Below are 22,825 nucleotides of genomic sequence, written 5' to 3'. Positions count from 1 at the left end.
TGCTGAAACCTGGGGGAACGGGGAGGTGCATGGTGCCGGCGTCCGGCCTCCGCTCGGTCTACCTCTGGAGCGCCGATGCGCCTGCCCGCCGCCCGTGGCCCGATCACCGCTGAGCTCTTCGCCCGTCTCGGCGGCTCGCCGGACCGGATCGGCCCGCTGCCCGACTGCCCGTCGGGCGCGGTCCTGGACGACGACCTTCAGCTCGCCCTGTTCGCCTGTTACGAGTTGCACTATCAGGGCTTCGACGGGGTCGACGACCGCTGGGAGTGGGAGCCGTCGCTGCTGCGCGCGCGTGCCGTACTGGAGAGCCGGTTCGAGGACGCGCTCGCCCGGGCCGTGCCCCGGCCGCAGCCGGTGGCTCCCGAGCACGTGCGCCGGGCGCTGACCGCGCTCACCGTCGCCGATGAGGGGCCGCCGATGGCGCAGTTCCTGCAGCGCACGGCCGAGCTGGAGCAGTTCCGCGAGTTCGCCGTGCACCGCTCCATCTACCAGCTCAAGGAGGGCGACCCGCACACCTGGGCGATCCCCCGCCTGCACGGCGGCCCCAAGGCCGCGCTGGTGGAGATCCAGGCCGACGAGTACGGCGGCGGCCGCCGCGAGCGGATGCACTCCGAGCTGTTCCGCACCACCCTGCGCGGCCTCGGCCTAGACGACTCCTACGGCGCCTACCTCGGCCGCGTGCCCGGCATCACCCTGGCGATCTCCAACGCCATGTCGCTGTTCGGCCTGCACCGGCGGCTGCGCGGCGCCCTGGTCGGCCATCTGGCCGCGCTGGAGATGACCTCCTCGCTGCCCAACCGGCGCTACGCTGCCGGCCTGCGCCGGCTCGGCGGCGACGACGCCGCCGCCCGCTTCTACGACGAGCACGTGCAGGCCGACGCCGTGCACGAGCAGGTCGCGGCCAACGACCTGTGCGGTGGCTTCGCGGCCGCCTTCCCGTCACTCACCGGCGACATCCTGTACGGCGCGGCCTGCGCGCTGACGCTCGAACGACTCTGGGCCGAGCAGGTCATGGACCGCTGGCAGTGCGGCGCGAGCTCGCTGCTCGAACCCGATCTGGCGGACCTCGTCGCGGGACAGTGATGGACCTCGACTATGTGCTGCCGCTGCGCTGGAGCGACGACGCCGGCCTGGAGGAGCTGACCGGCTACCTGCGCCGCCTGGCCCGGCACGCCCACGTGATCGTCGTCGACGGGAGCGCCGGGGAGCTCTACGACCGGCACGCCCGCCGCTGGCACGGCCTGGTCACCCATGTTCGTCCCGACGGCCTGCGCTGCGCCAACGGCAAGGTCGCCGGCGTCGCCACCGGCCTGCGGCTGGCCCGCGCGGACCGGGTGGTGATCGCCGACGACGACGTCCGCTACGACGAGCGCGGCCTGCTCGGCATGTGCCGGCTGCTCGCCGAGGCCGACCTGGTGCGCCCGCAGAACTTCTTCGACCCGCTGCCCTGGCACGCCCGCTGGGACACCGCCCGCACCCTGCTCAACCGGGCGCTCGGCACCGACCATCCCGGCACCCTCGGCGTCCGCAGGTCCTTCTACCTGCGGATGGGCGGCTACGACGGCGACGTGCTGTTCGAGAACCTGGAGCTGGTCCGCACCGTGCGAGCCCACGGCGGGCGCGTCGTCACCGCGCCGGACCTGTACGTGCGCCGGCTGCCCTGCGAGGTCCGGCGCTTCTGGTCCCAACGGGTCCGCCAGGCCTACGACGACCTGGCGCAGCCCGTCAGGATGGGGCTGTTCCTGGCGGTGCTGCCCGCGCTGACCGCCGCGCTGCTGCGCCGCCGCTATGGCGTGGTGGCGGCGGGTGCGGGGCTGGCCGTGATCACGGCCGAGGCGGGGCGGCGCCGGGCGGGCGGACGAGCGGTCTTTCCCGCCGCCGGGTCACTGTTCGCGCCGGTCTGGGTCCTGGAACGCGCCATATGCAGCTGGCTGGCTCTCTGCGCGGCACTCACCGGCGGCGTGCCGTACGCGGGACGCCGGGTGCGGCGGGCCGCCCACTCCACCCGCTGGCTGCGCCGTCACGCGGTCTCACCGCCGGGCGCCCGGAACCCGGTCACCTTGTGCGAGCCGTCGCAGAACGGCTTGACCGAGGAGTGGCCGCACCGGCACAGCGCCACGGTCGCCCGATCGCAGGCGATCGGCTTGCCGTCCGGGGTGCGGAGCTCGAACGGTCCGCGCACGAGCAGCGGGCCGTCCTCGTAAGCCGTCACCGTGACCGGCTCATCCCTGTCGTGCGGCATGTGTCCCGGCTGCCCGGTGAAGCGCTTCGGAAACGGCCGCTAGGAGCGGCGGTCCAACTCCAGGGGTGGGTAGACGTGCGCGCCTGGATGGGCCGCTGGAAGGACGCATCGCCGTTCGGCGTCGGCGCTGTCGCAACGCTCCGCGTCTTCACGCTGGGGCAGAGGTTCAGGGGGATGAACGCTTAGGCTCGCCTTATTTTCCGGCACTGGCACGACGGTATCGGCGGCGCACCGGGGCTCAGGTCTCTAACCGGCAACGATCGTGGCTCTGAATGATCTCTCCAAATTCAGTGAAGGGTGACAGTGATTAAGGTTCGCGCCCGTGGCCGGAGGTGGTAAAGGGCCTGTGCGAACTGGATAAAGTGCGCATTCGCCCTTGATCGGGGCGGGAATCAAAGCGGCTATGAGCACGACTTCTCTGCGCAGGGGCATCCTGCTGGCCGCGATCGTCCCAGCCCTCCTCACCGCCGGCTGCGCCGCCGGCGGCACCGGACAGGCGATGAAGGGCGCGGCCAGTCCGCCGACCGCACCGTCCGACATGGCCACCGACACCGGTCCGCCGGCCGACATGAGCCCGCCCGCCACCGACACCATGAGCCCATCACCGTCCGGCACCATGTCGCCCTCAGGGGGAGCCGACGCGGCGGCGCCCCGCGCCGTCGTCGAAGAGTTCTTCAGCGCGATGGCCGGCGGAGACACCGACAAGGCCGTGAAGCTCTTCACCCCCGACGCGGTGGCGGCGGTGGACGGCGAGCCGACGGCGGAAGGCACCGAAGGGCTGCGCAGCCTCATCCAGGGTGAGGAGGACAGCGACGGGTCGCCCACGATCGAGGAAGCGATGGCCGTGGAGTCCTGGGCCTTCGTCCGTGCGACCAAGGGGAAGGGCGCCGACGAGACGCGGGCGTTCTTCGTGCTCAGCAAGGAGAACGGCAACTGGAAGATCGCCCGCTACATGACCAACAGCGCCTCCTGACACCTCCGCACCTGGCCTCAGGCTTCCGTGTCTGGTTCTCGCCTCCGGCTTCCGTGTCCGTTCGCTGGGCGGGCGGGGGAGCCGGTCGCGTGACCTAGGGTGTGCCTCATGCAGGACCTGTCGAAGTACCAGCATCCTCGTTTCGCCCGCATGTACGAGCGGATGAGCGTGCAGGCCGACGGGTCCACGGCGGAGCTGCGGGGCCGCCTGCTCGCCGGGCTGAGCGGCCGGGTCGTGGAGGTCGGCGCGGGCAACGGGCTCAACTTCCCGCACTACCCCGCCGCGGTGACCGAGGTCGTCGCCGTCGAGCCGGACCATCTGCTGCGCGCCGCCGCCGAGCGGGCCACGGCCACCGCCCCGGTCCGCGTCGTGGTGGTGCCGGGGCATGCCGACTCGCTGCCGTACGAGGAGGACGCGTTCGACGCGGTGGTGATGTCACTCGTCCTCTGCTCGGTGCCGGACCAGCAGGTGACGCTCATGGAGGCGCGGCGGGTGCTCAGGCCCGGCGGCGAACTGCGCTTCTTCGAGCATGTCCGCTCGCCCAGCCCGGTGCGCGGGAGCCTCCAGGATCTGATCACGCCGCTGTGGCGGCGCCTGGCCGGCGGCTGCCACCCCAACCGCGAGACGGCGACGGCGATCGGCGCCGGCGGACTGGTGATCGAGGAGCACGAACGCTTCATCCACCAGCCGATGGGCGGCAGCCCCAGGCTCACCCACATCCTGGGCCGCGCCCGCAACGTCGCGTGACCTTCGAGTGTCATCAGGGTGGGATGGGGCCTGCCCGTAGTGTCGGGTGTCGTACGGGTGCGCGGTCTGCTCGGTGGCGTCGTGGGTGTCAGGTGCCTTTGGGCATGCGGGGGGAGATGCGGCCCTGGTCGACCAAGGACAGGTAGGCGCCGAAAGCGCCCTGGATCCACAGCTGCGCCTGCGCCGTGGTGAGGGTGAGCTCTTCCCCCTCGTGCGAGACGATCACGTAACCGTCCAGTGGGGCACGCCGCCATGCGAGCAGCATCCCCTCGTACACGAGCACGTCGAGCATCCCCGTCAGATATTCGCGGCCGGTGGCGAACACCGCGCGAGCCTCCTCGCTACTCCGCCTGATCCCCGTCTACCCCCCGATTGTGCATCGTCCGGACGCGCAATGGGGAGGGGAACCTGAGCGGCTTGGCCGGTGTATTCAGGCCGGAGGTGTGACATGAGGAATTACGTGGTCATCCTGGCCGCCGTCGCCGCGCTCCTCACGGGAGGGCTACCCGCTTCGGCGGCCGGCGGGTGGGCGGTGACCTATCTGGACCCGGTGCCCGGCGCGCTCGCTCCCGGGACCTCGTACACGATCGGGTTCTGGGTGCTCCAGCACGGGGTTCATCCGTTCGAGGGCGACCTGGGCACGACGGGGCTCACGCTGACCGACGCCAAGGGGCGGCCGACGACCTTCGCGGGCACGCCGCTGCCTGAGGCGGGGCACTACGCCACCGCCGTGAGCCTGCCGAAGGGGACGTACACGATCGAAGGCGTTCAGGGGATCTTCGCGCCGTACGAGGTCGGCACGCTCACGGTGCCCGGCGGCATCGAGATCCGTCCGGTGCCGCCCGAACTGCGGGACGCCGGGGCCACGGAGCAGGACCACTGGGGCGCGATCCGGCCGCCGGGCTTCCCGGCGGGCAAGGGGACGCCCGCCCAGACCTCCGCCGCGCCGGCCTCGGCCCCCGCCGCCGCGCCGACCGCCGCACAGGTCGCTGCCGAGCAGGAGTCGGCCACCGCGGTGCAGGAGCGCGTCGCGGGTCAGGAGGGTGGCGGGTTCCCGCCGTACACCCTGTTGCTCGCCGCCGTCGGCGGCGCGCTGTTCACCCTGCTCGCCGTACGGCTGGCGCGTCGCAGGCGTGAGCCGGATCCGTCCGAGCCCTCGGGGAGGTCCTCGGGTGAGACCTCGGAAGGGCTGTCTGACGGGGGCGGGGACGGGCGTTCGGGTGGGGAGGGGGATGTCGTCGTCTTCAACGGGTGAAGGGCTCTCACAGGTCGCGTTCGTGCTTGTCCAGGATGCCCACCGCGACCGTCACCGCGCCGGCCGCGTCGCGGTCCGCGATGGCGCGTAGCAGGTCGTGGTGGGAGGGGTCCGGTTCGAGCGCGGCCTGCTCCATGCTCCGCACGCTGTCGCGCAGTGCCTCGCTCATGCTCCGGTAGAGGTCGCTGAGCAGGGGGTTGTGGGCGGCGTCGGCCACCTTGAGGTGGAAGGCGACGTCGGCGTCCGCGAAGCCGTCCAGGTCGCCCGCCCGGCCGGCGGCGTCCCTGAGCTCCAGCGTCGCCCGTATCCCGGCCAGGTCGTCGTCGTCGCGCTTGGCGGCGGCCAGCCGGGCGGCGACCAGGTCGAGCCCGCGCCGCACGTCGAGGATGTCCAGGGCCGCCGCGGTGTCGAGCCGCCGCCGGAACGCCACCTGGGACTCGTCGGTGGCGGTCACGTAGGTGCCGTCGCCCTGCCGGGTGCTCAGCAGGCCGGCGTGCACCAGCACCCGCAGGGCCTCCCGGACCGACAGCCTGCTCATCCCGAGTGTCTGCGCCAGCCGGGTCTCCGAGGGCAGCTTGGTGCCCACCGGCCACGCCCCGCCGGTGATCTGGTCGCGAAGCTGCTGGATGGCGGCGTCCACGAGGGAGGTCCGCGCCACGTTCCGCATGTGCCTCCTTTGATCGCGTGTCCACTTTAGGACGCCGGGTGACCCGTGAGCCCCGGACTGTCCTCCGGACGCCCTGCGAACAGATCTTGTCAGGGTCGCGGATGTCTGAGAAGTTGCACATACTTCTCCACCGTCACGGAGGTCACGCGTGCCACGATTACGCCCGGCCCTCATCGCCGTCGCCCTCATCCTGGGTACGGCCACCCCGGTTCACGCGGGCGCCGGACCCGCGATCACCATCGAGAACGGCCGTACGCAGCCGGTCTTCTCCTATGCTGACGCCGTCCGCGAGCACGTGTACGTCGAGTCGAGTGTCGACAGTGACGCCGACGGCCGGCTCGACCGGGTGCGGGTCGACATCATCAGGCCCAAGGAGTCCGGTCCGCGGCTCAGGGTGCCGGTGGTCATCGACGAGAGCCCCTACTACGACAACTCGGGGCGGGGGAACGAGGCAGAGCGGAAGGTCTACGACGCCGCCGACAATGTCACGAAATTTCCCCTCTACTACGACAACTTCTTCGTGCCGCGCGGCTATGCCGTCCTCAACGTGGACATGCTGGGCACCACCCGTTCCGACGGCTGCCCCGACCTCGGCGGCAAGGCCGACGTGCTGGGCGGCAAGGCGGTCATCGACTGGCTGAACGGCCGGGCCAAGGCGTACCGGGCGGACGGCACCCCGGCCGTGGCCGACTGGACCACGGGCAAGTCCGCGATGATCGGCAAGTCGTACGACGGCACCCTCGCCAACGCGGTGGCCGCCACCGGCGTGCGCGGCCTGGAGACCATCGTGCCGATCTCGGCGATCAGCTCCTGGTACAAGTACCAGCGCTCGAACGGCGTGATCTACAACTACGACTACGCCTCCTGGCTGGCCAACTACGTCGACACCGACCCCGAGGCCAAGTGCCAGGCGGTCCGCGACCGGATGGACGCCGAGGACGGCGACGACACCGGCGACCACAACGCCTTCTGGGACGAACGCGACTACATCGACGGCCTGCTCGGCGACGCCTCCAAGGTCAGGGCGAGCGTCTTCGTCGTGCACACCACCAACGACCTGAACGTCAAGCCGGACAACTACTCCACCTGGTGGCAGGCGCTGGCCGAGCGGAACGTCCCCCGCAAGATCTGGGTGGGCCAGTACCAGCACGTGGACCCGTTCGACTTCGAGGGCCGCAGGGACCTCTGGGTGGACACGCTGCACCGCTGGTTCGACCGCTGGCTGCACGGCGTACGCAACGGCATCGACCGCGAGCCGCGCGCGGACGTGCAGGTCGGCCCCACGCAGTGGATGACGCAGCGCGACTGGCCGGCCCCGCACGCGCTCAAGGTGGCGCTGCGGCCCGCCGCGGACGGCACCCTCAAGCTGGGGCGGGACCGGAACGCCACCGCCACGTTCACCGACGTGGCGCTGACCGAGTCCGAGCTGGTGGCCGACGTGGGCACGCCCAAGCCCGGCCGGGTCGCGTTCACCACCGGCGCGCTCCCGCTGAGCCTGCGCATGTCCGGCACCCCCGTCGCCGACCTGCGGGTCAAACTCGACAGGCCCACTTCTAACCTGACCGCCCTGCTCGTCGACTTCGGCGACGACGTCCGCCTCGACTGGCGGCGCGGCCAGGGCATCACCACGCTCACCGAGGAGGACTGCCACGGCGAGAGCACCACGGCCGACGACGGCTGCTACCGCAAGGTCGTCACCAACGTGGTGAACCGGCCGCTGGAGATCGTCGCCCGTGGCTGGATCGACGTCCGGAACCGCGACTCGCTGAGCCGGCCCTCGCCGCTGCCCGTGGGGCGGTACGGCCAGGTCAAGTGGCAGACGCTGCCGCACGACTACACCTTCAAGAAGGGCCACAGGATCGGGCTGGTGATCGCGGGCACCGACGCGACCTACAGCTCCGAGACGGGCACCGGGGCGAACGTCACGGTGGACCTGGCCAAGAGCAGCGTGGTCCTGCCGTTCGTGCTGGGCACGCCGCTGACGGAGGTGCCGCAGGACGGGGCGAGGTTCCGCGGACCGCAGGAGCCGAACCTGCCGGAGCCGGAGCCGGGGTTCACGTTCTTCTGAGGTGACGTGTGAAGGCCCTGGGCGCGGAATCGCGGCCAGGGCCCGCACCTGTGGCTGGTGCATCCGGTGCGTCATTCGCTCTTAGGGCAGTTGCTCCAATAGCCGCCTCCGTTCGTGTCGGGGATGTACGCGCCTTTGTTGCTGGTGACCGTCCAGGAGACGAGCATCGTGAGGGTGCCGTCGGCGGCCGTGGTGCCCTCGGTGCCGCGGCCGTCGCCGGTGGCCGTGCCGGACCAGCCGATCGTGACCACGCCCGACTCGGTCACGGGCGGCCCGGAACAGCCCGGCCGCTCCGCCGGGGCCGCGACGGTGAAGGTGTTGCCGGAGATCACGATGCCGTTCGAAGCGGTGACCGAGGTCACCTGGCAGTCGCCGGTGCACGACAGCTTGAACGTCCCCGTACGCCGGGTCCCGAGCTGTACGGACTCCGGGGACAGCCGCGCCACCGGGGCGGGCGGCGCCTTCCCGGCCGGTGCGGCGTCGCGCGGCGCCCCGTCCTGAGGGGTGGCCGCCCCGGTGGGCGCGGCCGGGCCGGTCGCCTTGGCCGTGCCCGTGGGCGACCTCTGATCGGTCGCCTCAGCCGTGGGGGCGGCCGACCGCAGGGTGGGGGCCTCCTTGGCGGGGTCGGCGGCCTGGGCCGGGGGAGCCGCCGCGGAAGGGCCGGGCGCCAGGGCCGTCGGGCCGGTCACCGAGGCGGCCTTCCCCGACGTCTGGTGCCGGAAGACGGACCAGGTGAGCCCTCCGGCCACCATCACCAGACCGATCACCAACGCCATCCGGACCAGCCAGCGCAGGGAGATCCGCGCCTCGGGGTCGTCCTCATCGGGCCGCCCCTCCCAGAACTCCTCCCACTGCTCGTCCCCTACCTCCCACACCTGCGACTTACCGGCCTCCGGGGCGACCCGCTCAGGCTCCCGAACGCGCGCCCCGCCGGCCTCCGGGGCGACCACCCGCTCGGGCTCGCGCACCCGCGCCCCGCCGGTCTCCGGGACGACCATCCGCTCGGGCTCCCGGACGCGTGGGGTGTCGGGGTTTCGTCCGTTCTGGCGGTCAGGGCTCTGCGTGAACAGGCGGTCGGGCCGGCTCGCACCCGGCCGTGGGGGTTGAAGGGCCCATATCTGCTCGCGCTTCGCCTGCGGGTCCCGTATGGGCGGCGAGGGTGTCACTTGCGCCTGCTCGGCTTCTCGTACGGGACGGTCGGTCTCTCGTACGGGACGGTCGGTCTCTCGTACGGGACGGTCGGCTTCTCGTACGGGACGGTCGCGTTCCTGTACGGGACGCTCGCGGGGAGGGCGTTCGCCGGAGAAGACGAGTTTGTCCCCAGGTTCGGCGCTTCGGCGCGGGGTGCTGTCGTCCGGGGCCTCGACCTGGTCGGCCGCTGTCCTGAGGAGCCGGCGGGCGAGGTCGGGCGGCTCCTGCGCTGAACGGCTTTCGGCCGCCTGCCGGGTGGGGGTACGCCGCTGCGACGGGATCTCCGGAAGGCCGGTGGGTCGGTCGCGTAGTTGGTCGGGTCCCGCGAGGGCGGTGGGTCGTTTCCCCTGTTGTTCGGGAATCGTGGGGCCCGGGGGGTGGTGTTCGCCTGGTTGGTGTGCCGTGTCCAGGAGGGCCGTGACGGACGGAGAGAGGGGTTCTCTGCCACGTCGGGTGCCGCCTGCGGGGTCCCGGCTGTGTGGCGTGCCGCCGGTCGCGGTGCCTGGGGGAACGCCGGAAGCCGCCGCTGTCGGCGCGGTGGTGGTGATCGCGGCTTGGATGCCGTTGGCCGCCGCCTGCGCGGGGATGTCCTCGCTCGCGGGCCTCAGGGGAGCACCGGGTGCTGTTCCGAAGGGCGCCTTGCCGATGGGGGCGGACAAGGGAACGCCGCCCCTTCCCGGCGTGCCCGCACCGTCTCCCGGCCCGTCCCCTGGCGCGGCGCCGGACGCGATGCTGCCGGACGCGATGCTGCCGGACGACACCCTGGAAGGCGTGCCGCCGGTCGCGGCACCTTTGGGGGCACCGGCGGGGGCGGTCGCGGCGAAGGGGGCGGTGCCGGTTCTGGGGGGTTCCTGGCCGGTGGCGGCCGCGCCCGCCACCGGCCAGGAGGGTTCCCTGGTCTCCGTCGTGGGGCCGGGGACCAGGGAGATCATCGCCGGAGGGGGTTCCACCAGGCCGCGGGCCTGGTGGGGGAATCCGTCCGGTCGCCACAGGGGGTCGTCGGCGGGCAGCGGCCGGCCCCAGGCGGGCTGGTCGCGCAGCGTGCTGGGCACGGCGGCCAGGGGCAGGCGGTGCAGCAGGGTGGCGGCCCGTACGGTCCGAGGAGCCGCCCGGCAGCCCGAGCAGGACAGGATGTGCCGGGCGATCCGGGTACGGTTCCGCCTGCCCGGCGCCTTCGTCCAGTCGGTGACGCGGGTGGCCAGCCGCGGGCACCCCTCGCGGGTCCTGGCCGCGCGGACGGCGGCGAACCACTCCTCCAGGGTGTCGGCCGCCTCGGCGACGATGGCCGCCACCTCGTACGCCTCCGCGTCGAAGATCACGGCGATCTCCGCGTTCGTGAGGCCGTGCCGTACCGACAGATCCAGCAGTTCCCGGTGCGGCCCGTCGAGGGCCATCAGGCCCTCGGGCACCAGGTCGGGGGCCACGCCGGGCCGTGACCACGAGCCCGTGCTGGCCGGCCGGGTCGTCGCGATGGCGGCGCGGTGGGCGCGGGCGAGGGCGTACAGCCAGGGCCGCAGCAGCCGCGGCTCCGCCAGCCGGCCCTCGTGCGCGTGCGCCGACAGCAGCGCGTCGGCGACCGCCAGCTCGGCGTCGGAGCCCGCCAGGGCCGTGCGGCAGTAGTCGTAGAGGTGGCGTCCGTGCTCGTCGCACAGCTCGCCGATGCGCTCGTGCGCCTCGCTCGACAGCGTCCGCCACATCTGATCGACACTCTCCTCACGTCAGCGCGGTGACCCGCGCCCGGCCTCGCCCCGGCCTGCTCCCGGAGAGGCCCGCTAGACGGGCTCCACGGCGGCGGGGTACCGGTCGGGGTCGTTCATGAGGCTTTCCCGTGGGCGGCCGCGCGGTGCGGCGTCCGGTTCAGCGTGACCGGCTTGCCCGTCGCCCGGGACAGCGCCCACCAGGCACTGCACAGGTTGGACGTCAGCAGGACCCGGTCGTTTCCCGCGCCCAGGGTGCCCAGCGCCGGCAGCGTGGCCATGCCGCTGCCGGTGAACAGCAGCACCGCGTCCAACGGCAGCCGGGCCTGCTTGACCTGGTCGACGAGCTCACCGGGAGTCATGGAGTACGGCGCGTAGCCGCCCTGCGCCCGTACCGGCAGCACGCTCGCGATCCGCAGCCCGGCCGCCTTCCAGAACCGCTCCGCCAGCTCGGTGAGCCACGGCTGGTACGGCGAGATCAGGTGGATCTCCTCCAGCCCGAGATGTCCGACCGCTTCCAGCACCGCCACCGTGGCCGAGGCGAACGGCACCCCGCACTCCTCCGTCAGCCGCAGGCACCCTTCGCGGTCCTCGTCGGGGTCGAGCAGGTAGCGAGGGCTGTCGCAGGCCATGATGAGCGCGTCGAGCGGCAGGTCGCCGAAGGAGTAGGCCATCGCGGGCAGCGCCTCGTTGTAGCTCTCCAGCCGTTCGGCCAGCGCCCGGCCGGGCCGTACGGGGAAGCGGCTGACGTGCATGTCGGCCCGGGAGCCGAGCAGGCGGGTCAGCTCGGGCTCCGCCGACGGGTTGCCGGGCGGCACCATCACGCCCACCCTGCCCCGGCTCATTCTGACCTCCCGCGTCGCTGTCGGTGCGGCCGGCGCCGGTGCACGGACCCGACCGTGGCCACCGGCGTCCGCCGTTCGCGTGCGGCGACGCCGTGCGGCGGCCGGTACGGGCCACGAACCTCGTCAGTGCGCATCATCACTCCTGTCGGTGCCGGTTCGCCCCGGCTACGGGGAGGCCGGGGTGAGCGGTCGTCACGCCTAGGCGGCGTAGCTGTCCGCTGGGATGGCGGGGACGGAATCCAGGAGGAAGCCGGGTGGCCGGTTGGGCACACTGGCCGCGACCATGCGCTCCGACAGGCCCGTGGTCAGGCGGGTGAGGCCGATGCTCGGCGGCGCCTGCCCGCCGGCGACCGTGGTGGCGACCCGGCCCGCCAGGGACAGGTGCTCGCCGCAGCGCTGCCGCACCGTGGCCTCCAGCCCGGCGACCTGCGCCAGCCTGAGCCGCAACGGCTCCAGCGAGGCGATGCGCTGCAGGCCGTCGAGGTCGGCCAGCCGGCCGGGCCAGCGCAGCTCCTCGCGGATGCGGGCTTCCACCTCGGGGACGATCCGTTCGGCCGGCAGCCCTTCCTGGCACAGCCGGGTGGCGATGGTGACGGCCATGAAGGACGTCAGGTCGAAGTCGGCGAGCCGCCCCGCCAGGGCGGCGTGCAGCACCCTGACGCGGTGCGTCAGGCAGTCGGCACTCCAGCCGAGCACGAGCAGGCGGTCGGTGCCCGTCTCGGTGTGCCAGCCGGCGAGCCGGAGCTCGTGAGCCATCCGATGGTAGATGCTCCACCGGTCACCGTCGCCGTCGATCCAGATCTGGACGCCGCCTAGTGGCAGATCCGTGACATGGATCGGCGTGCCTTCGGGTGTTGCCCGGGCGCAGATGCGCTCGACCACCCGCTCGTGTGCCGGTGGAGCCGTATTCCTGGTGAACCAGGGACTGACCTGGTGATCAACGGTCACGTCCTGCCACCTCCCTGTCGGGCCCCGAGAAGAGGCTCCGGCTGTCAGGTATCAGTTTCCACGTGTCGTACGATACTGGCCAAAGGCACGATGCGGTGTCAACTCTCAGTTTTCGGATTACGTGAGGCGCGGAATGCGGCGACAATGAGCTGTAGCGGGCAGGCGGTTGCGTGCCCGACCAGGCCAACGCCGGAAGAGCGTTCACGGGTAGCAGGAGGATCGCGTGGCGAAGTTCGCTGAGCGGCTGGATCTCGCGCTGAACAAGCGGAGTTTCACAGGTGCTCAAGTCGCTGCCGCCCTCACCGAGGCCGGCATCCCCATCACCCGCGCGTACGTCAGCCAGTTGCGCACCGGCAAGCAGACCAACCCGACGCTTCAGGTGCTCCGGGCGCTGGCCGCTTCCCTGCAGGTGAGCGTGGGGTGGCTGGTGGGTGAGGATTATGTGGAGTCCGGCACGGTTGACGATCTGCAACTGCGGGCGGGCGGGATCGGCCTGACCGCCTCCGGGCTCTCCGAGGAGTCGATGGCCGTGCTGCGGGGGGTGATCGAGCTCGCGCGCCAGGCCGAGGGGCTGCCCGAGCATCCGGAGCCCGTCATGGAGATCCCCGACGCGGCCGCGCCGCTCCGCGAGCCGATGCGTCAGGCGCTCGGCGAGCGGCTCCGCTCCCTGCGGCTGGCCTCGCAGCTGTCACCGGAGAAGGTGGAGACCGCGCTCGGCAAGGGCTCCGTGGCGGTCGAGGCGATCGAGGAGGGCAGGCTCGCGCCCGCCCCGGCCACCGTCGAACGCCTCCTCACCCTCTACGGCGTCTCCCCGATGCCGGCCCGCGAATACGTGCTGTCCCTGGCCCGGGGCGAACGCGAGCTGGAGTGGTACGACTCCGACTGGGTCCCCGTATGGCTGGCCACGACCTGTGCCATCGACGCCCGCGCCTCGGTCATCCGCACCTACCACACCCACTTCGTCCCGCCGCTGCTGCAGACGGAGACGTACGCGCTGGCGGCGATCGCGGCGATGGACATGGGCTCGTTCCGGCAGACCACGGCCGACGCGGCGGTGGACATCCTGGTGGCCCGCCAGAAGCTGATCGGCAGCCCGGGCGGGCCGGTCGTGTGGGCGGTCATGGACGAGGGCGTCCTGCTCCGCTCGATCGCCACCCCGCAGGTGATGCTCGACCAGCTCGACCGGCTGATCGAGTACACCAAGCGGCCCAACATCTCGCTGCACATCGTGCCGATGGAGGATCCGGCCTACGTGCCCCGCACGGGTCCGTTCACCCTGTGGCGCTTCCCCGAGGCGTTCGAGCCGGACATCGCCTGCTCCCACGCCCTCGAAGCCGACGAGCTGATCACCGACGCGGTGATCGTCGAGGCCTATCACCAGGCGTTCGCCAAGCTCTCGGTGACCACGACCACCCGCGACGAGACGCTTGACCTGCTCTACTCCCATCGGGAACGGCTTTCCCGGGCCCCGGCGAATGAGATCATTCGCGAGCACTGATAGTGAAAAGCCATATTTCCTGAAACAACTTCGGCATGTGTTGTTTTGTATGGTCTTTTCGGGATCATTATTGACTTGGTCATCCGAGTGGGGTCAGAGACCGGAAGTATCTTTCCCATGAAAGTGGCGAGGGGAAAGGGGCGGGACTGAATGCGTCAACGTGCCATCCGTAATCTGGCCAATCTGGACACCGCGCATGCCAGGGTCACCCGGATACTCGACGCCGCCACCGGCGGCAAGAACAATTTCCGGGCGGACAGAGACGCGGTGCACCGTTACGACGTCTCCGCCGCCGTCACCACGGCGGCCGCGCGGGCGATCCAGGGCTATCTGTCGCGAGCCGTACGTCATCTGGCCATGGTGGGCATCGACCAGTTCCTGGTCGTCGGCAGTGGGGTGCCGAGCGGCCTGCCGCAGGGCCGCCAGCTGCACGACATCGCCCGCGAGAGGCCGAGCGAGTCCTGCGCCCGGGTCGTCTACATCGAGAGCGATCCGATGGTGCTGGCCAACGCGCAGGCCACCATCGAGCCCATCACCGACCTGGTCCGGGTGGTCGAGGGTGACGTGCGGGAGTTCGACGAGATTCTCGACGACCGCATCGTGCGCACCTTCGTGGACTGGAACAAGCCGATGGCGTGGCTGCTGGTCTCCACGCACAGCCTCAGCGACGACGAGCAGGCCCGGCACATCATCAAGCGGCTGCGCCAGTCCGTGCCCGTAGGGAGCTATCTGGCCCTGCTGCAGACCACCTTCGACGGCATCCCCGCCGAGCTGCTGCCGGCGATCAACGATCTGCTGGCGATGACGCTGCCCGGACACGCGGTCCGCGCCCGCGAGGAGGTGGAGGCGCTGCTCGACGGCCTGGACCTGCTGGAGCCCGGACTGGTGTGGGTCCCGCAGTGGCGGCCCGACCGGGACACCACCGACTGCGCGGACCAGCCGTCGGCCTCGGGCAACTACGCGGCGGTGGCCCGCCTGCCCTGAGCGGCGAGCCCCACCGCCGGGCCGGTGCCGCTCCCGAGGGAGAGTCCGGCGTCGGTCCGTGCGACCAGTGCCGGTCCACCGAGGCCGGCGTCAGTCCCATCAGAAAGCCATTCCCGCAAGGCCGGCGTCAGTCCCAATCCCTTGTAGCCGGTGTCAGTCCCACCAGAACGACCAGGTGTGACCGCCGATGATCTGCTCGGCGTACCCCTGAAGATCCCCCGCCCCCTGCACCACGTTGTCGGGGCAGAACGCCCAGTGCTCCGCCGCGACGTGCAGCGCGTGCTCCGGCTCGACCGGTGGCGCGGCCACGCTCAGCTCCAGGGTGTTGAAGCCGACGCACACCACCCGGACCCCGAACCGGTCCTCCCAGCTGCGCACCACCGCCGCCAGCGGCACCATCCACTCGTTGTGGTGCAGCGCCCCCTGCCAGCCCATCACGGCCAGCGCGTCGGCGCTGCGGGTGGCGGCGACCAGGCCGAGCGGCATGCCCTGGTCCGCGAGCTCCCCGGCGTACCAGTCGGCGACGGCGTCCGGATCGGCCACCGGCACGCCCGGCGGCGCGGGCCCCGGGCAGAGCGCGCCGTAGGGATACAGCTCGTCCAGGGCCTCCTGCGGCATCTTCGACACCCACTCCTGCCACACCTCGGTCATGAACCCCTCGGCGGTGAAGTGCTCGATCAGCATCGGCTCGTCGGGCACCACCTGGCCCACCGACCAGGGCTGGGCCGACTCGTCCAGCAGGACCGGCCACAGGCCGCTGCGGCGGTGCTCGGCACGGAAACGGCGCCACTCCTGCGCGCTCACCGGCTCGTCGCTCAGCCAGAACGCGGGCCGCGCCGCCTGGCCCTGCCCCGTGTAGCCAGGGTCGGGCCAGACCACGGCCCCCTCGGGCAGGCCGATCGACAGGGATCGCCCCCTGCCGCCATCGGCGAACAGCCGGCACAGCTCGCGCGGGAGCTGATGATCGTTCATGCCCTACCGTTCCGATACCGAATCCTGTCTCGGAGATGGTAATGCCGCCGCTGCCTTCAGGACTTTTGTCCCGGCCGATCCCGTATCCACGAATCTTCCGGGCCATGCCGGTGTCGGCGACCGTGGACGCATGAGAACTCTGCTGACGCTGGCCGTACTGCTCACAGCGTGTGCCACGACCGACACCGGGCCGGGCGCCCGCTCCGATCCCGCGGCCGTGACGACGAGTGCTGGGACGGGTGCCCGGCCTGATCCCGCGGTCGTGATGACGGACGCCGGCGCGGTCCGTGGCGCTGTCACCGGACGGCATCGGCTGTTCCAGGGCATCCGCTATGCCACGGCGGCGCGCTGGGACGCGCCGCGGCCCGCGCCCGCGTGGCGAGGCGTCAAGGACGCCACCCGGCCGGGCGCCATGTGCCCGCAGGTGGGCTCTGTCTACGCGCCGATCCACAGTGAGACGGAGGACTGCCTGTTCCTGAACGTGACCACGCCGGCCAAGGCGGCGACGGGACGGCCGGTGATGGTGTGGGTGCACGGCGACGGCGCGCTGGGCGCCGGGCACTTCTCCGACGCGCGCAAACTGGCCGATCGGGGCGTGGTGGTCGTGACGATCAACTACCGGCTGGGCGTCTTCAGTGGTTTCGGTCATCCGGGGCTGCGCGACTCCGGCACCTACGGGCTGCAGGACCAGCTGGAGGCACTGCGCTGGGTACGGCGCAACGCGGCGGCCTTCGGCGGCGACCCGCGCAACGTGACGGTCTTCGGTGTCTCCTACGGCGCGCTGGCGATCGGCGGGCTGCTCACCGCGCCGGCCGCGAAAGGACTGTTCGACCGGGCGATCATGCAGAGCGGCGAGACCATGATGGACATGCCCGCCGGGAGCATGGTGCCGGGCCTGCCCGCCCAGCCGTCGTTCGCCTGGCGGAGCGAGGCGGAGGTGATCGCCATGGGGGAGCACTTCGCCGGTCAGCTCGGCTGCTCCGACCTGGCCTGCCTGCGCCGGCTGCCGGTCAGGAAGATCCTCGACGTGCCGCAGATCATGAACGCCTTCCAGAGCTACGCCTACGGCAACGGCGTGCTGCCGGACTCTCCGGCCACGGCCATCCGCGAGGGACGCTTCCACCGGGTGCCGGTGCTGGCGGGCGCGACCCGGGACGAGCACAGCCTGTTCGTCGCGATGAACTACGACATGCAGGGCAAAACTCCAGATTATTCAGCTCTGGTACGGGAAGCGTTCGGCAAGAAAGCCCCGCACATTCTCCGGAAATATCCGGTAAATCGGTATAAGTCCCCCAGTTTGGCGTGGTCCGCCGTCCTCACCGACCGGATGTGGGCCCGTGCCACCCACGAGCAGAACACGCTCCTGGCCCAGCACGTCCCCGTGTACGGCTACGAGTTCGCCGACCGGAAGGCGCCGATGTTCCTGCCGCTGGAGGCCGGCTTCGCGTGGGGGGCCTACCACGCCGCCGACCTGCCGTACCTCTTCGAGGACGGGAAGGTGACCCTGGCGGCGGGCCAGCGGAAGCTGTCCGGCCAGATGATCGGCTACTGGACGAACTTCGCCCGCGGCGGTGACCCGAACGGGTCTGGCCTGCCCTCCTGGCCGCGCCTGCCGGACGGCACGCTGTCCCTGGAACCCGGCGCCGTCCGGCCCGTCGACTACGCTGCCAGGCACCAGCTGAGCTTCTGGAAGTGACGGTTGCGGGACGAGCAGGGACGGCCGTGATCAGGATCTTGATCGCCGAGGACCAGGGCATGATGCGCGACGCCCTGGCGCTCCTGCTCGACCTGGAGGACGACCTGGAGATCGTCGCCCGGGTGGCCGCCGGGGACGAGATCGTGGCCGCCGCCACGGCGCGCCGCCCCGACGTGGCGCTGCTCGACATCGAGCTGCCCGGCCGCAGCGGGCTGGACGTGCTGCCCGAGCTGCGCGCGGCGCTGCCGGAGTGCGCGGTGCTGATCCTGACCACGTTCGCCAGGCCCGGCTACCTGCGCCGGGCCATGGAGGCCGGGGCGGCCGGGTTCCTGGTCAAGGACGGGCCGGTGGAGGAGCTGGCGGCGGCCGTCCGCCGGGCCGTCACCGGCGAGCGGATCATCGACCCGGCGCTGGCCGCCGCCGCGCTGCACGCGGGGCCGAGCCCGCTGACCGGCCGGGAGCGTGAGGTGCTGACCGCCGCGCTGGACGGCTCCACGATCGCCGACGTCGCCGCCCGGCTGCACCTGTCGGAGAGCACCGTGCGCAACCACCTGTCGTCGGCCATCGGCAAGACCCACACCCGCAACCGGATCGAGGCGGCCCGGATCGCCCGGCACAATGGTTGGCTGTGACCTCCTTCGACGCGATCCTGTGCGACCTCGACGGCGTGCTCCGGCAGTTCGATCACGCGGTCCAGGCGGACCTTGAGGCCCGCTACGGCCTGCCGCTCAGAAAGACGGCCTTCGACCCGGCCCTGATCCTGCCGGCCACCCTCGGCCACATCACCGAGGAGCAGTGGGTGGCGTCCGTCGCGGCGGCCCTGGGCGGCGATGAGCGCGCCAGGGCCGCCGCCGCGGAGTTCGCCGCGGTGCCGTTCCGGGTGGACGAGGAGGTCCGGGCGCTGCTGGCCCGGGCGCAGGAGCGGGTGCCGGTGGTGCTGGTCACCAACGCCATGGACACCCTCGAAGGCCACCTCGACCAGCTCGGGCTCACCTACTTCGCCGACGTCGTGGTCAGCAGCGCGCGGGTGGGCGTGGCCAAGCCCGACAGGCGCATCTACGAGATCGCCGCCGAGCTGGCCGGGTCCGCGCCCGAGCGCTGCCTGTTCGTCGACGACCGCCTGGAGAACGTCGAGGCCGCCATCGCCCTCGGCATGACCGGCGTACACTTCCGCGCCCCCGCCGACCTGGCGGCGGCCCTGGCCTGACCGAGTGCGCCAGGCTTGACCGAGTGCGCCAGGCCGGCCGAGTGCGCCAGGCCGAGTGCGCCGGGCTGGCCGAGTGCGCCAGGGTGGCCGAGTGCGGCGGGCTGGCCGAGTGTGGCGGCGCTCGGTCAGCCGAGCGCCATGTCGAAGAAGCGCCGCTCCAGCTCCACGGCCTGCCCGAACACCTCCAGCACCCGCCGCCTGCCGTCCTCGTCCAGCGCCGTGCCCAGCCGGTCCAGCTCCCCGCGCAGGAAGCCGACCCATTCCCGGAACTCCGGGCCCTCGTGCAGCTCGATCCACTCCCGGTGCACGAAGCTCTCCGGCAGCGGCTCGACCGCCCTGGACGCCCAGCCCAGATAGGTCCACTCGGCCACGCACAGCACCGCGACGATCAGCGGGTAGTCCAGACCGGCGCGCGTCTCGTCCATGAGCCGCCGGAACGCCACGGTCACCGGTTCGGGCGGCGCCTGCGTCCGGCCGCCGAGCGCCGCCAGCGCCCGATGGAAGTACGTCTTCTCCTCCGTGGTCGCCACCTGCCCGAGGAACCTCCCGTACGGGACCCGTGCCTCGAAGCTGTCGGCGCTCGCCACGGCGGCGCCGAGCAGGGCCGTGAAGGAGTCGACGAACTGGAAGTCCTGCTCCAGGTAGCGCCGCATGTCGTCGTCGGTGGCCTCGCCCGTGGTGATCGCCCGTGCGAACGGGTGCGTCACCACCGACGTCCAGTCCGGCTCACACCGCTCTCGCAGCCAATCGCTGAATCTCTGCTCGCTCACGGCCACGACTGTAGGGCCCCGGCTCCGGCACGGCTCGCGCGACCGTGCCGGAACCCCCGGCCCCCTTCCTAGTAACCGCCGTAAGGCGACTGGCTGGACTTGGTGGGTCTGTGGGTGGGGTTGTGCGTGGGCGACGTGGTCGACGGCGACGAGCCCCTCGAACCGGCCGGCCGGATCACGCCCAGCAGTCCGTGCTTGCCGCCGTCGACGCCGGCGGAGAACCACAGGGAGTTCGCGCCGCCGTTGGCGGCGGTGCCGGGCTCCAGGTCCCACAGGCCGGGCAGCGCGATCTTGCTGCCGTTGTTGTCGCGCAGCGCGCCGAGGTGGCGGTTGTTGCGGTAGGCCTGGATGGTGCCGTCACCGAAGTTGCCGACGAGGAGCGAGTTCGCGTACTGGCCGAGACCTTCCGGGGCCTTGACGATCGCCCACGGCGCGTTGAGCCCGAGGCGGGAGATGCGGCCGGTCAGGCGGCCCTCCAGGTTGTAGCGGCTGACGAAGCCCTTGCCGCTGCCGGCCACGGACTTGCCGGTCTCGGCGTCGCGCAGGGCGTAGGCGACGTAGACGCTGTCGTTGATGACCTCCACGTTGAACGGCGAGTAGGTGCGGGGGACGGTCCGGTCCCGGAACGCCGAACGCGACAGGCGTACCCGCTTGAAGTCCTCGTCGAAGGCGTCGATACGGCCGCCGGCGAAGTCGGCGGCGAGAAGGAAGTCGCCGTCGTCGGTCTCCGCGAGCGCCAGGCCCTTGTAGTCGGCGCCGCGGGTGAAGGCGCCGATGATCGCGTTCTTCGGGTCGGCCTCGACGTTCCAGCCGGTGATCGCGCCGCTGGGGCTGGCGAACAGGAACGTGGCGGGCTTGCCCTTGACGGTGAAGCCATCGCCGGGGTTGACCACCTGGCCGGTCGGGGCCCCACCGGGGATCCAGACCTCTGTCTGCTGCTTCCTGCCTTCGCCGGAGTAGACCGTGGCACTGCCGGTGCCCGCGTTGGAGACCCACAGGGTCTTGCCCATGGCCAGACCCCATGGATTGACCAGTTTCGGATCGGTGACCGCGGCCTTTCCGGTGACGTCCGACACGAGGTTGACGACGTCGAATTTCGTCCTGGTATTCGTAGTGGCCTGTGCGGGGGCAGTGAGAGGGGCTCCCATGACAACCGCGACAGCGCAGAGTGTGATGATGCGTGACCGCATCTGTACCTCCTTGTTAGCGCTTGTGACGCAAGGTACGTAAGAGTCGGGACCGAGGTTCATCCAGTCTGCGAAAGGCGTTTTTCCGCCCCTGTCAGGGGAGGGGAAGAATATGGAAGTTCTGGGCATCGACATCGGCGGATCTGGGGTCAAGGGTGCGCCGGTGGATATCGAAGCGGGCGAATTCACCCAGGAGCGATTGCGCATTCCCACGCCACGGCCCGCCGAGCCCGGTCCGGTCGCGGAGGTGGTGGCCGAGATCGTCGCGCACTTCGGCTGGACGGGACCCGTCGGCGTGACGTTCCCCGGTGTGGTGGTGGACGGCGTGGTGCGGACCGCCGTCAACCTGCACCCGTCCTGGGTGGGGGTGAACGCCGCCGAACTGTTCGGCGGCGCGAGCGTGCTCAACGACGCCGACGCGGCGGGCCTGGCGGAGATGACGTTCGGCAAGGGGCGCGGCGAGCGCGGGACGGTGCTCATGCTGACGTTCGGCACCGGCATCGGCAGCGCGCTGTTCGTCGACGGCACGCTGGTGCCCAACACCGAGCTGGGGCACCTGGAGCTGCACGGCAAGGACGCCGAGCAGCGCGCCTCCGACCGGGCCAGGGAGGAGCACGACCTCGGCTGGCACGAGTGGGCCAAGCGGGTGCGGGAGTATCTCAAGCACGTGGAGATGCTGTTCTCCCCATCGCTGATCATCATCGGCGGCGGGGTCAGCAAGAAGGCCGACAAGTTCCTGCCGCACCTCCACCTGGACACGCCGGTGATCCCCGCCGAGCTGGAGAACCAGGCGGGCATCGTCGGCGCCGCCCGCGCCGCCGCCCGCTCCTCCGGTCAGCCGGACAGCGACTCCGCCATGTCGGAGAGCTGAGCCAGGAGCACTTCGGTCTCGCGTGCGTCCAGGTGGGCCGTCAAGCGCCGCTCGACGGCCAGCATGCCCGCCCTGGCCGCCTTCAGCCTGGCCGCGCCCTGCTCGGTGAGCCGCAGCGGCAGGGCCCTGCCGTGCGGGGCGGTGGCGGGCCGGGTCACCAGGCCCGCGCCGTGCAGGTTGCGCAGCACCACGTTCATCGACTGCCTGGTGACGAAGGCGTCCCGGGCCAGGTCGGCGTTCGACAGGCCGGGGCGCAGGTCGAGCAGCTCCAGGCAGATGTACTGGGGGGTCGTCAGGTCGTGCTCGCGCAGGGCGGCGTCCATGGCCGCGCGCAGCACGGCCTGGACCCGCTTGAGCTGGTAGCCGACGAGCCGGCCGAGGTCCTCTTGCTCCATGTCAGTAGTTTGACATAGGCTCTGCTTGTCAAAGTCCTGACATACAAGAGGAGTACGCCATGACCGTCACCGGAATCGACTTCGTCGCCCTGCAGGTGCGTGACCTGGGAGCCGCGGCCGCCTTCTACGAGAAGCGCCTGGGCCTGAAGCGCGCTCCGGGGCCGGAGCACGCGGTGGTGTTCGACACCGCGCCGATCGCGTTCGCCGTCCGAGAGCCCCTGCCCGGCGTGGAGCTGCCCGAGCGTCCCGGTGCCGGCGTCGCGCTCTGGTTCAAGTCCGATGACGCCCAGCGCCTGCACGACGAGCTGGCCGGCGCCGGTGTGCCGATCGTGGCCGCGCCGGTGGACGGGCCGTTCGGCCGCACCTTCTCCTTCGCCGACCCCGAGGGCTACGTGGTCACCGTGCACGGTCAGTGAACACGGCGGTACGGCCATGCCAAAAGGTGATCAAAAAAGCGCTGGGCGGAGACAACCAGAAGGCATGGCCCGGTGTCTCATTAGGTGACCGTGGTCGCCCAGGACGCAACTCTGGGGAGAGTGGGCCCGTCGTGAGCGATCACGGTCAGATATTGGGATGCGACCTGCGGCGGCGCTGAGGCACGATGGGTCGTTG

General features: G+C 71.5%; 22 protein-coding genes. 12 read left to right on the top strand and 10 right to left on the bottom strand.

What is annotated here, in order from left to right:
• Nucleotides 1–75: 75 nt before the first annotated feature.
• Complete coding sequence (locus OHA68_RS43635; RefSeq protein ID WP_327105496.1) at nt 76–1,083, top strand: iron-containing redox enzyme family protein; 1,008 nt, start codon at nt 76–78, stop codon at nt 1,081–1,083.
• Between the two features lie 937 nt (nt 1,084–2,020).
• Here OHA68_RS43635 and OHA68_RS43625 read toward each other — a convergent pair.
• Complete coding sequence (locus OHA68_RS43625) at nt 2,021–2,242, bottom strand: CDGSH iron-sulfur domain-containing protein (protein WP_327105495.1); 222 nt, start codon at nt 2,240–2,242, stop codon at nt 2,021–2,023.
• Between the two features lie 403 nt (nt 2,243–2,645).
• Here OHA68_RS43625 and OHA68_RS43620 point away from each other — a divergent pair, with 403 nt between their 5' ends.
• Complete coding sequence (locus OHA68_RS43620) at nt 2,646–3,215, top strand: YybH family protein (protein ID WP_327105494.1); 570 nt, start codon at nt 2,646–2,648, stop codon at nt 3,213–3,215.
• Between the two features lie 108 nt (nt 3,216–3,323).
• Entirely contained in the window at nt 3,324–3,962 is a 639-nt protein-coding gene (locus tag OHA68_RS43615) for a class I SAM-dependent methyltransferase (RefSeq protein WP_327105493.1), read from the top strand.
• 88 nt (nt 3,963–4,050) lie between these two features.
• Here the strand turns inward: OHA68_RS43615 and OHA68_RS43610 are convergent, their stop codons facing one another.
• Entirely contained in the window at nt 4,051–4,287 is a 237-nt protein-coding gene (locus OHA68_RS43610; RefSeq protein ID WP_327105492.1) for a hypothetical protein, read from the bottom strand.
• A gap of 123 nt (nt 4,288–4,410) precedes the next feature.
• On the opposite strand from OHA68_RS43610, the gene OHA68_RS43605 reads away from it, so the two are divergent.
• Complete coding sequence (locus OHA68_RS43605) at nt 4,411–5,217, top strand: hypothetical protein (RefSeq protein WP_327105491.1); 807 nt, start codon at nt 4,411–4,413, stop codon at nt 5,215–5,217.
• A 7-nt stretch (nt 5,218–5,224) separates the two neighbouring features.
• Here the strand turns inward: OHA68_RS43605 and OHA68_RS43600 are convergent, their stop codons facing one another.
• Complete coding sequence (locus tag OHA68_RS43600; RefSeq protein WP_327105490.1) at nt 5,225–5,884, bottom strand: FadR/GntR family transcriptional regulator; 660 nt, start codon at nt 5,882–5,884, stop codon at nt 5,225–5,227.
• A gap of 148 nt (nt 5,885–6,032) precedes the next feature.
• On the opposite strand from OHA68_RS43600, the gene OHA68_RS43595 reads away from it, so the two are divergent.
• Nucleotides 6,033–7,952, top strand: a complete 1,920-nt coding sequence (locus OHA68_RS43595) for a Xaa-Pro dipeptidyl-peptidase (RefSeq protein ID WP_327105489.1) — start codon at nt 6,033–6,035, stop codon at nt 7,950–7,952.
• A gap of 71 nt (nt 7,953–8,023) precedes the next feature.
• Here OHA68_RS43595 and OHA68_RS43590 read toward each other — a convergent pair whose 3' ends face one another.
• From OHA68_RS43590 to OHA68_RS43580, 3 genes are all read right to left on the bottom strand, one after another.
• Nucleotides 8,024–10,840, bottom strand: a complete 2,817-nt coding sequence (locus OHA68_RS43590; RefSeq protein WP_327105488.1) for a hypothetical protein — start codon at nt 10,838–10,840, stop codon at nt 8,024–8,026.
• A gap of 116 nt (nt 10,841–10,956) precedes the next feature.
• Complete coding sequence (locus OHA68_RS43585; protein WP_189140857.1) at nt 10,957–11,685, bottom strand: maleate cis-trans isomerase family protein; 729 nt, start codon at nt 11,683–11,685, stop codon at nt 10,957–10,959.
• Nucleotides 11,686–11,883: 198 nt separating this feature from the next.
• Nucleotides 11,884–12,633, bottom strand: coding sequence for a hypothetical protein (locus OHA68_RS43580; protein ID WP_189140856.1), 750 nt, complete (start codon nt 12,631–12,633; stop codon nt 11,884–11,886).
• 223 nt (nt 12,634–12,856) lie between these two features.
• Here OHA68_RS43580 and OHA68_RS43575 point away from each other — a divergent pair, with 223 nt between their 5' ends.
• Nucleotides 12,857–14,131, top strand: a complete 1,275-nt coding sequence (locus OHA68_RS43575; RefSeq protein WP_327105487.1) for a helix-turn-helix domain-containing protein — start codon at nt 12,857–12,859, stop codon at nt 14,129–14,131.
• 150 nt (nt 14,132–14,281) lie between these two features.
• On the top strand, nt 14,282–15,115 hold the full coding sequence (locus OHA68_RS43570; protein WP_327105486.1) for an SAM-dependent methyltransferase: 834 nt from the start codon (nt 14,282–14,284) through the stop codon (nt 15,113–15,115).
• Nucleotides 15,116–15,268: 153 nt separating this feature from the next.
• On the opposite strand, the gene OHA68_RS43565 is transcribed toward OHA68_RS43570, so the two are convergent.
• Nucleotides 15,269–16,087, bottom strand: a complete 819-nt coding sequence (locus tag OHA68_RS43565; RefSeq protein ID WP_327105485.1) for a DUF4253 domain-containing protein — start codon at nt 16,085–16,087, stop codon at nt 15,269–15,271.
• A gap of 130 nt (nt 16,088–16,217) precedes the next feature.
• On the opposite strand from OHA68_RS43565, the gene OHA68_RS43560 reads away from it, so the two are divergent.
• The 3 genes from OHA68_RS43560 to OHA68_RS43550 are packed head-to-tail and all read left to right on the top strand — an operon-like array spanning nt 16,218 to nt 18,990.
• Nucleotides 16,218–17,783 (top strand): carboxylesterase/lipase family protein, encoded by a 1,566-nt coding sequence (locus OHA68_RS43560; RefSeq protein ID WP_327105484.1) that lies wholly within the window; start codon nt 16,218–16,220, stop codon nt 17,781–17,783.
• A 26-nt stretch (nt 17,784–17,809) separates the two neighbouring features.
• Entirely contained in the window at nt 17,810–18,415 is a 606-nt protein-coding gene (locus tag OHA68_RS43555; protein ID WP_327105483.1) for a response regulator transcription factor, read from the top strand.
• Nucleotides 18,412–18,990 (top strand): HAD family hydrolase, encoded by a 579-nt coding sequence (locus OHA68_RS43550; RefSeq protein WP_327105482.1) that lies wholly within the window; start codon nt 18,412–18,414, stop codon nt 18,988–18,990. The genes OHA68_RS43555 and OHA68_RS43550 overlap by 4 nt, the downstream gene beginning before the upstream one ends.
• Before the next feature lie 125 nt (nt 18,991–19,115).
• Here the strand turns inward: OHA68_RS43550 and OHA68_RS43545 are convergent, their stop codons facing one another.
• Together OHA68_RS43545 and OHA68_RS43540 are read right to left on the bottom strand one after the other, a co-directional pair.
• Nucleotides 19,116–19,760 (bottom strand): TenA family protein, encoded by a 645-nt coding sequence (locus tag OHA68_RS43545; RefSeq protein WP_327105481.1) that lies wholly within the window; start codon nt 19,758–19,760, stop codon nt 19,116–19,118.
• Between the two features lie 68 nt (nt 19,761–19,828).
• Nucleotides 19,829–20,836: a TIGR03118 family protein gene (locus OHA68_RS43540; protein ID WP_327105480.1), complete on the bottom strand. Its 1,008-nt coding sequence runs from the start codon at nt 20,834–20,836 to the stop codon at nt 19,829–19,831.
• Nucleotides 20,837–21,059: 223 nt separating this feature from the next.
• On the opposite strand from OHA68_RS43540, the gene ppgK reads away from it, so the two are divergent.
• Nucleotides 21,060–21,818: a polyphosphate--glucose phosphotransferase gene (ppgK, locus tag OHA68_RS43535; RefSeq protein ID WP_327105479.1), complete on the top strand. Its 759-nt coding sequence runs from the start codon at nt 21,060–21,062 to the stop codon at nt 21,816–21,818.
• Here the strand turns inward: ppgK and OHA68_RS43530 are convergent.
• A complete protein-coding gene (locus OHA68_RS43530) occupies nt 21,782–22,213 on the bottom strand; it encodes a MarR family winged helix-turn-helix transcriptional regulator (protein ID WP_327105478.1) in 432 nt (143 codons plus the stop codon). The two genes, ppgK and OHA68_RS43530, sit on opposite strands and share 37 nt — an antisense overlap.
• Before the next feature lie 59 nt (nt 22,214–22,272).
• Between OHA68_RS43530 and OHA68_RS43525 the strand changes: the two genes are divergently transcribed.
• On the top strand, nt 22,273–22,629 hold the full coding sequence (locus tag OHA68_RS43525; RefSeq protein ID WP_327105477.1) for a VOC family protein: 357 nt from the start codon (nt 22,273–22,275) through the stop codon (nt 22,627–22,629).
• Nucleotides 22,630–22,825 lie beyond the last annotated feature (196 nt).

This window comes from Nonomuraea glycinis (assembly GCF_035920485.1).
GTDB classification, from domain to species: domain Bacteria; phylum Actinomycetota; class Actinomycetes; order Streptosporangiales; family Streptosporangiaceae; genus Nonomuraea; species Nonomuraea glycinis.
Note: the sequence above shows the minus strand (reverse complement) of the source record. Positions and strands in the feature narration are given on the sequence as shown.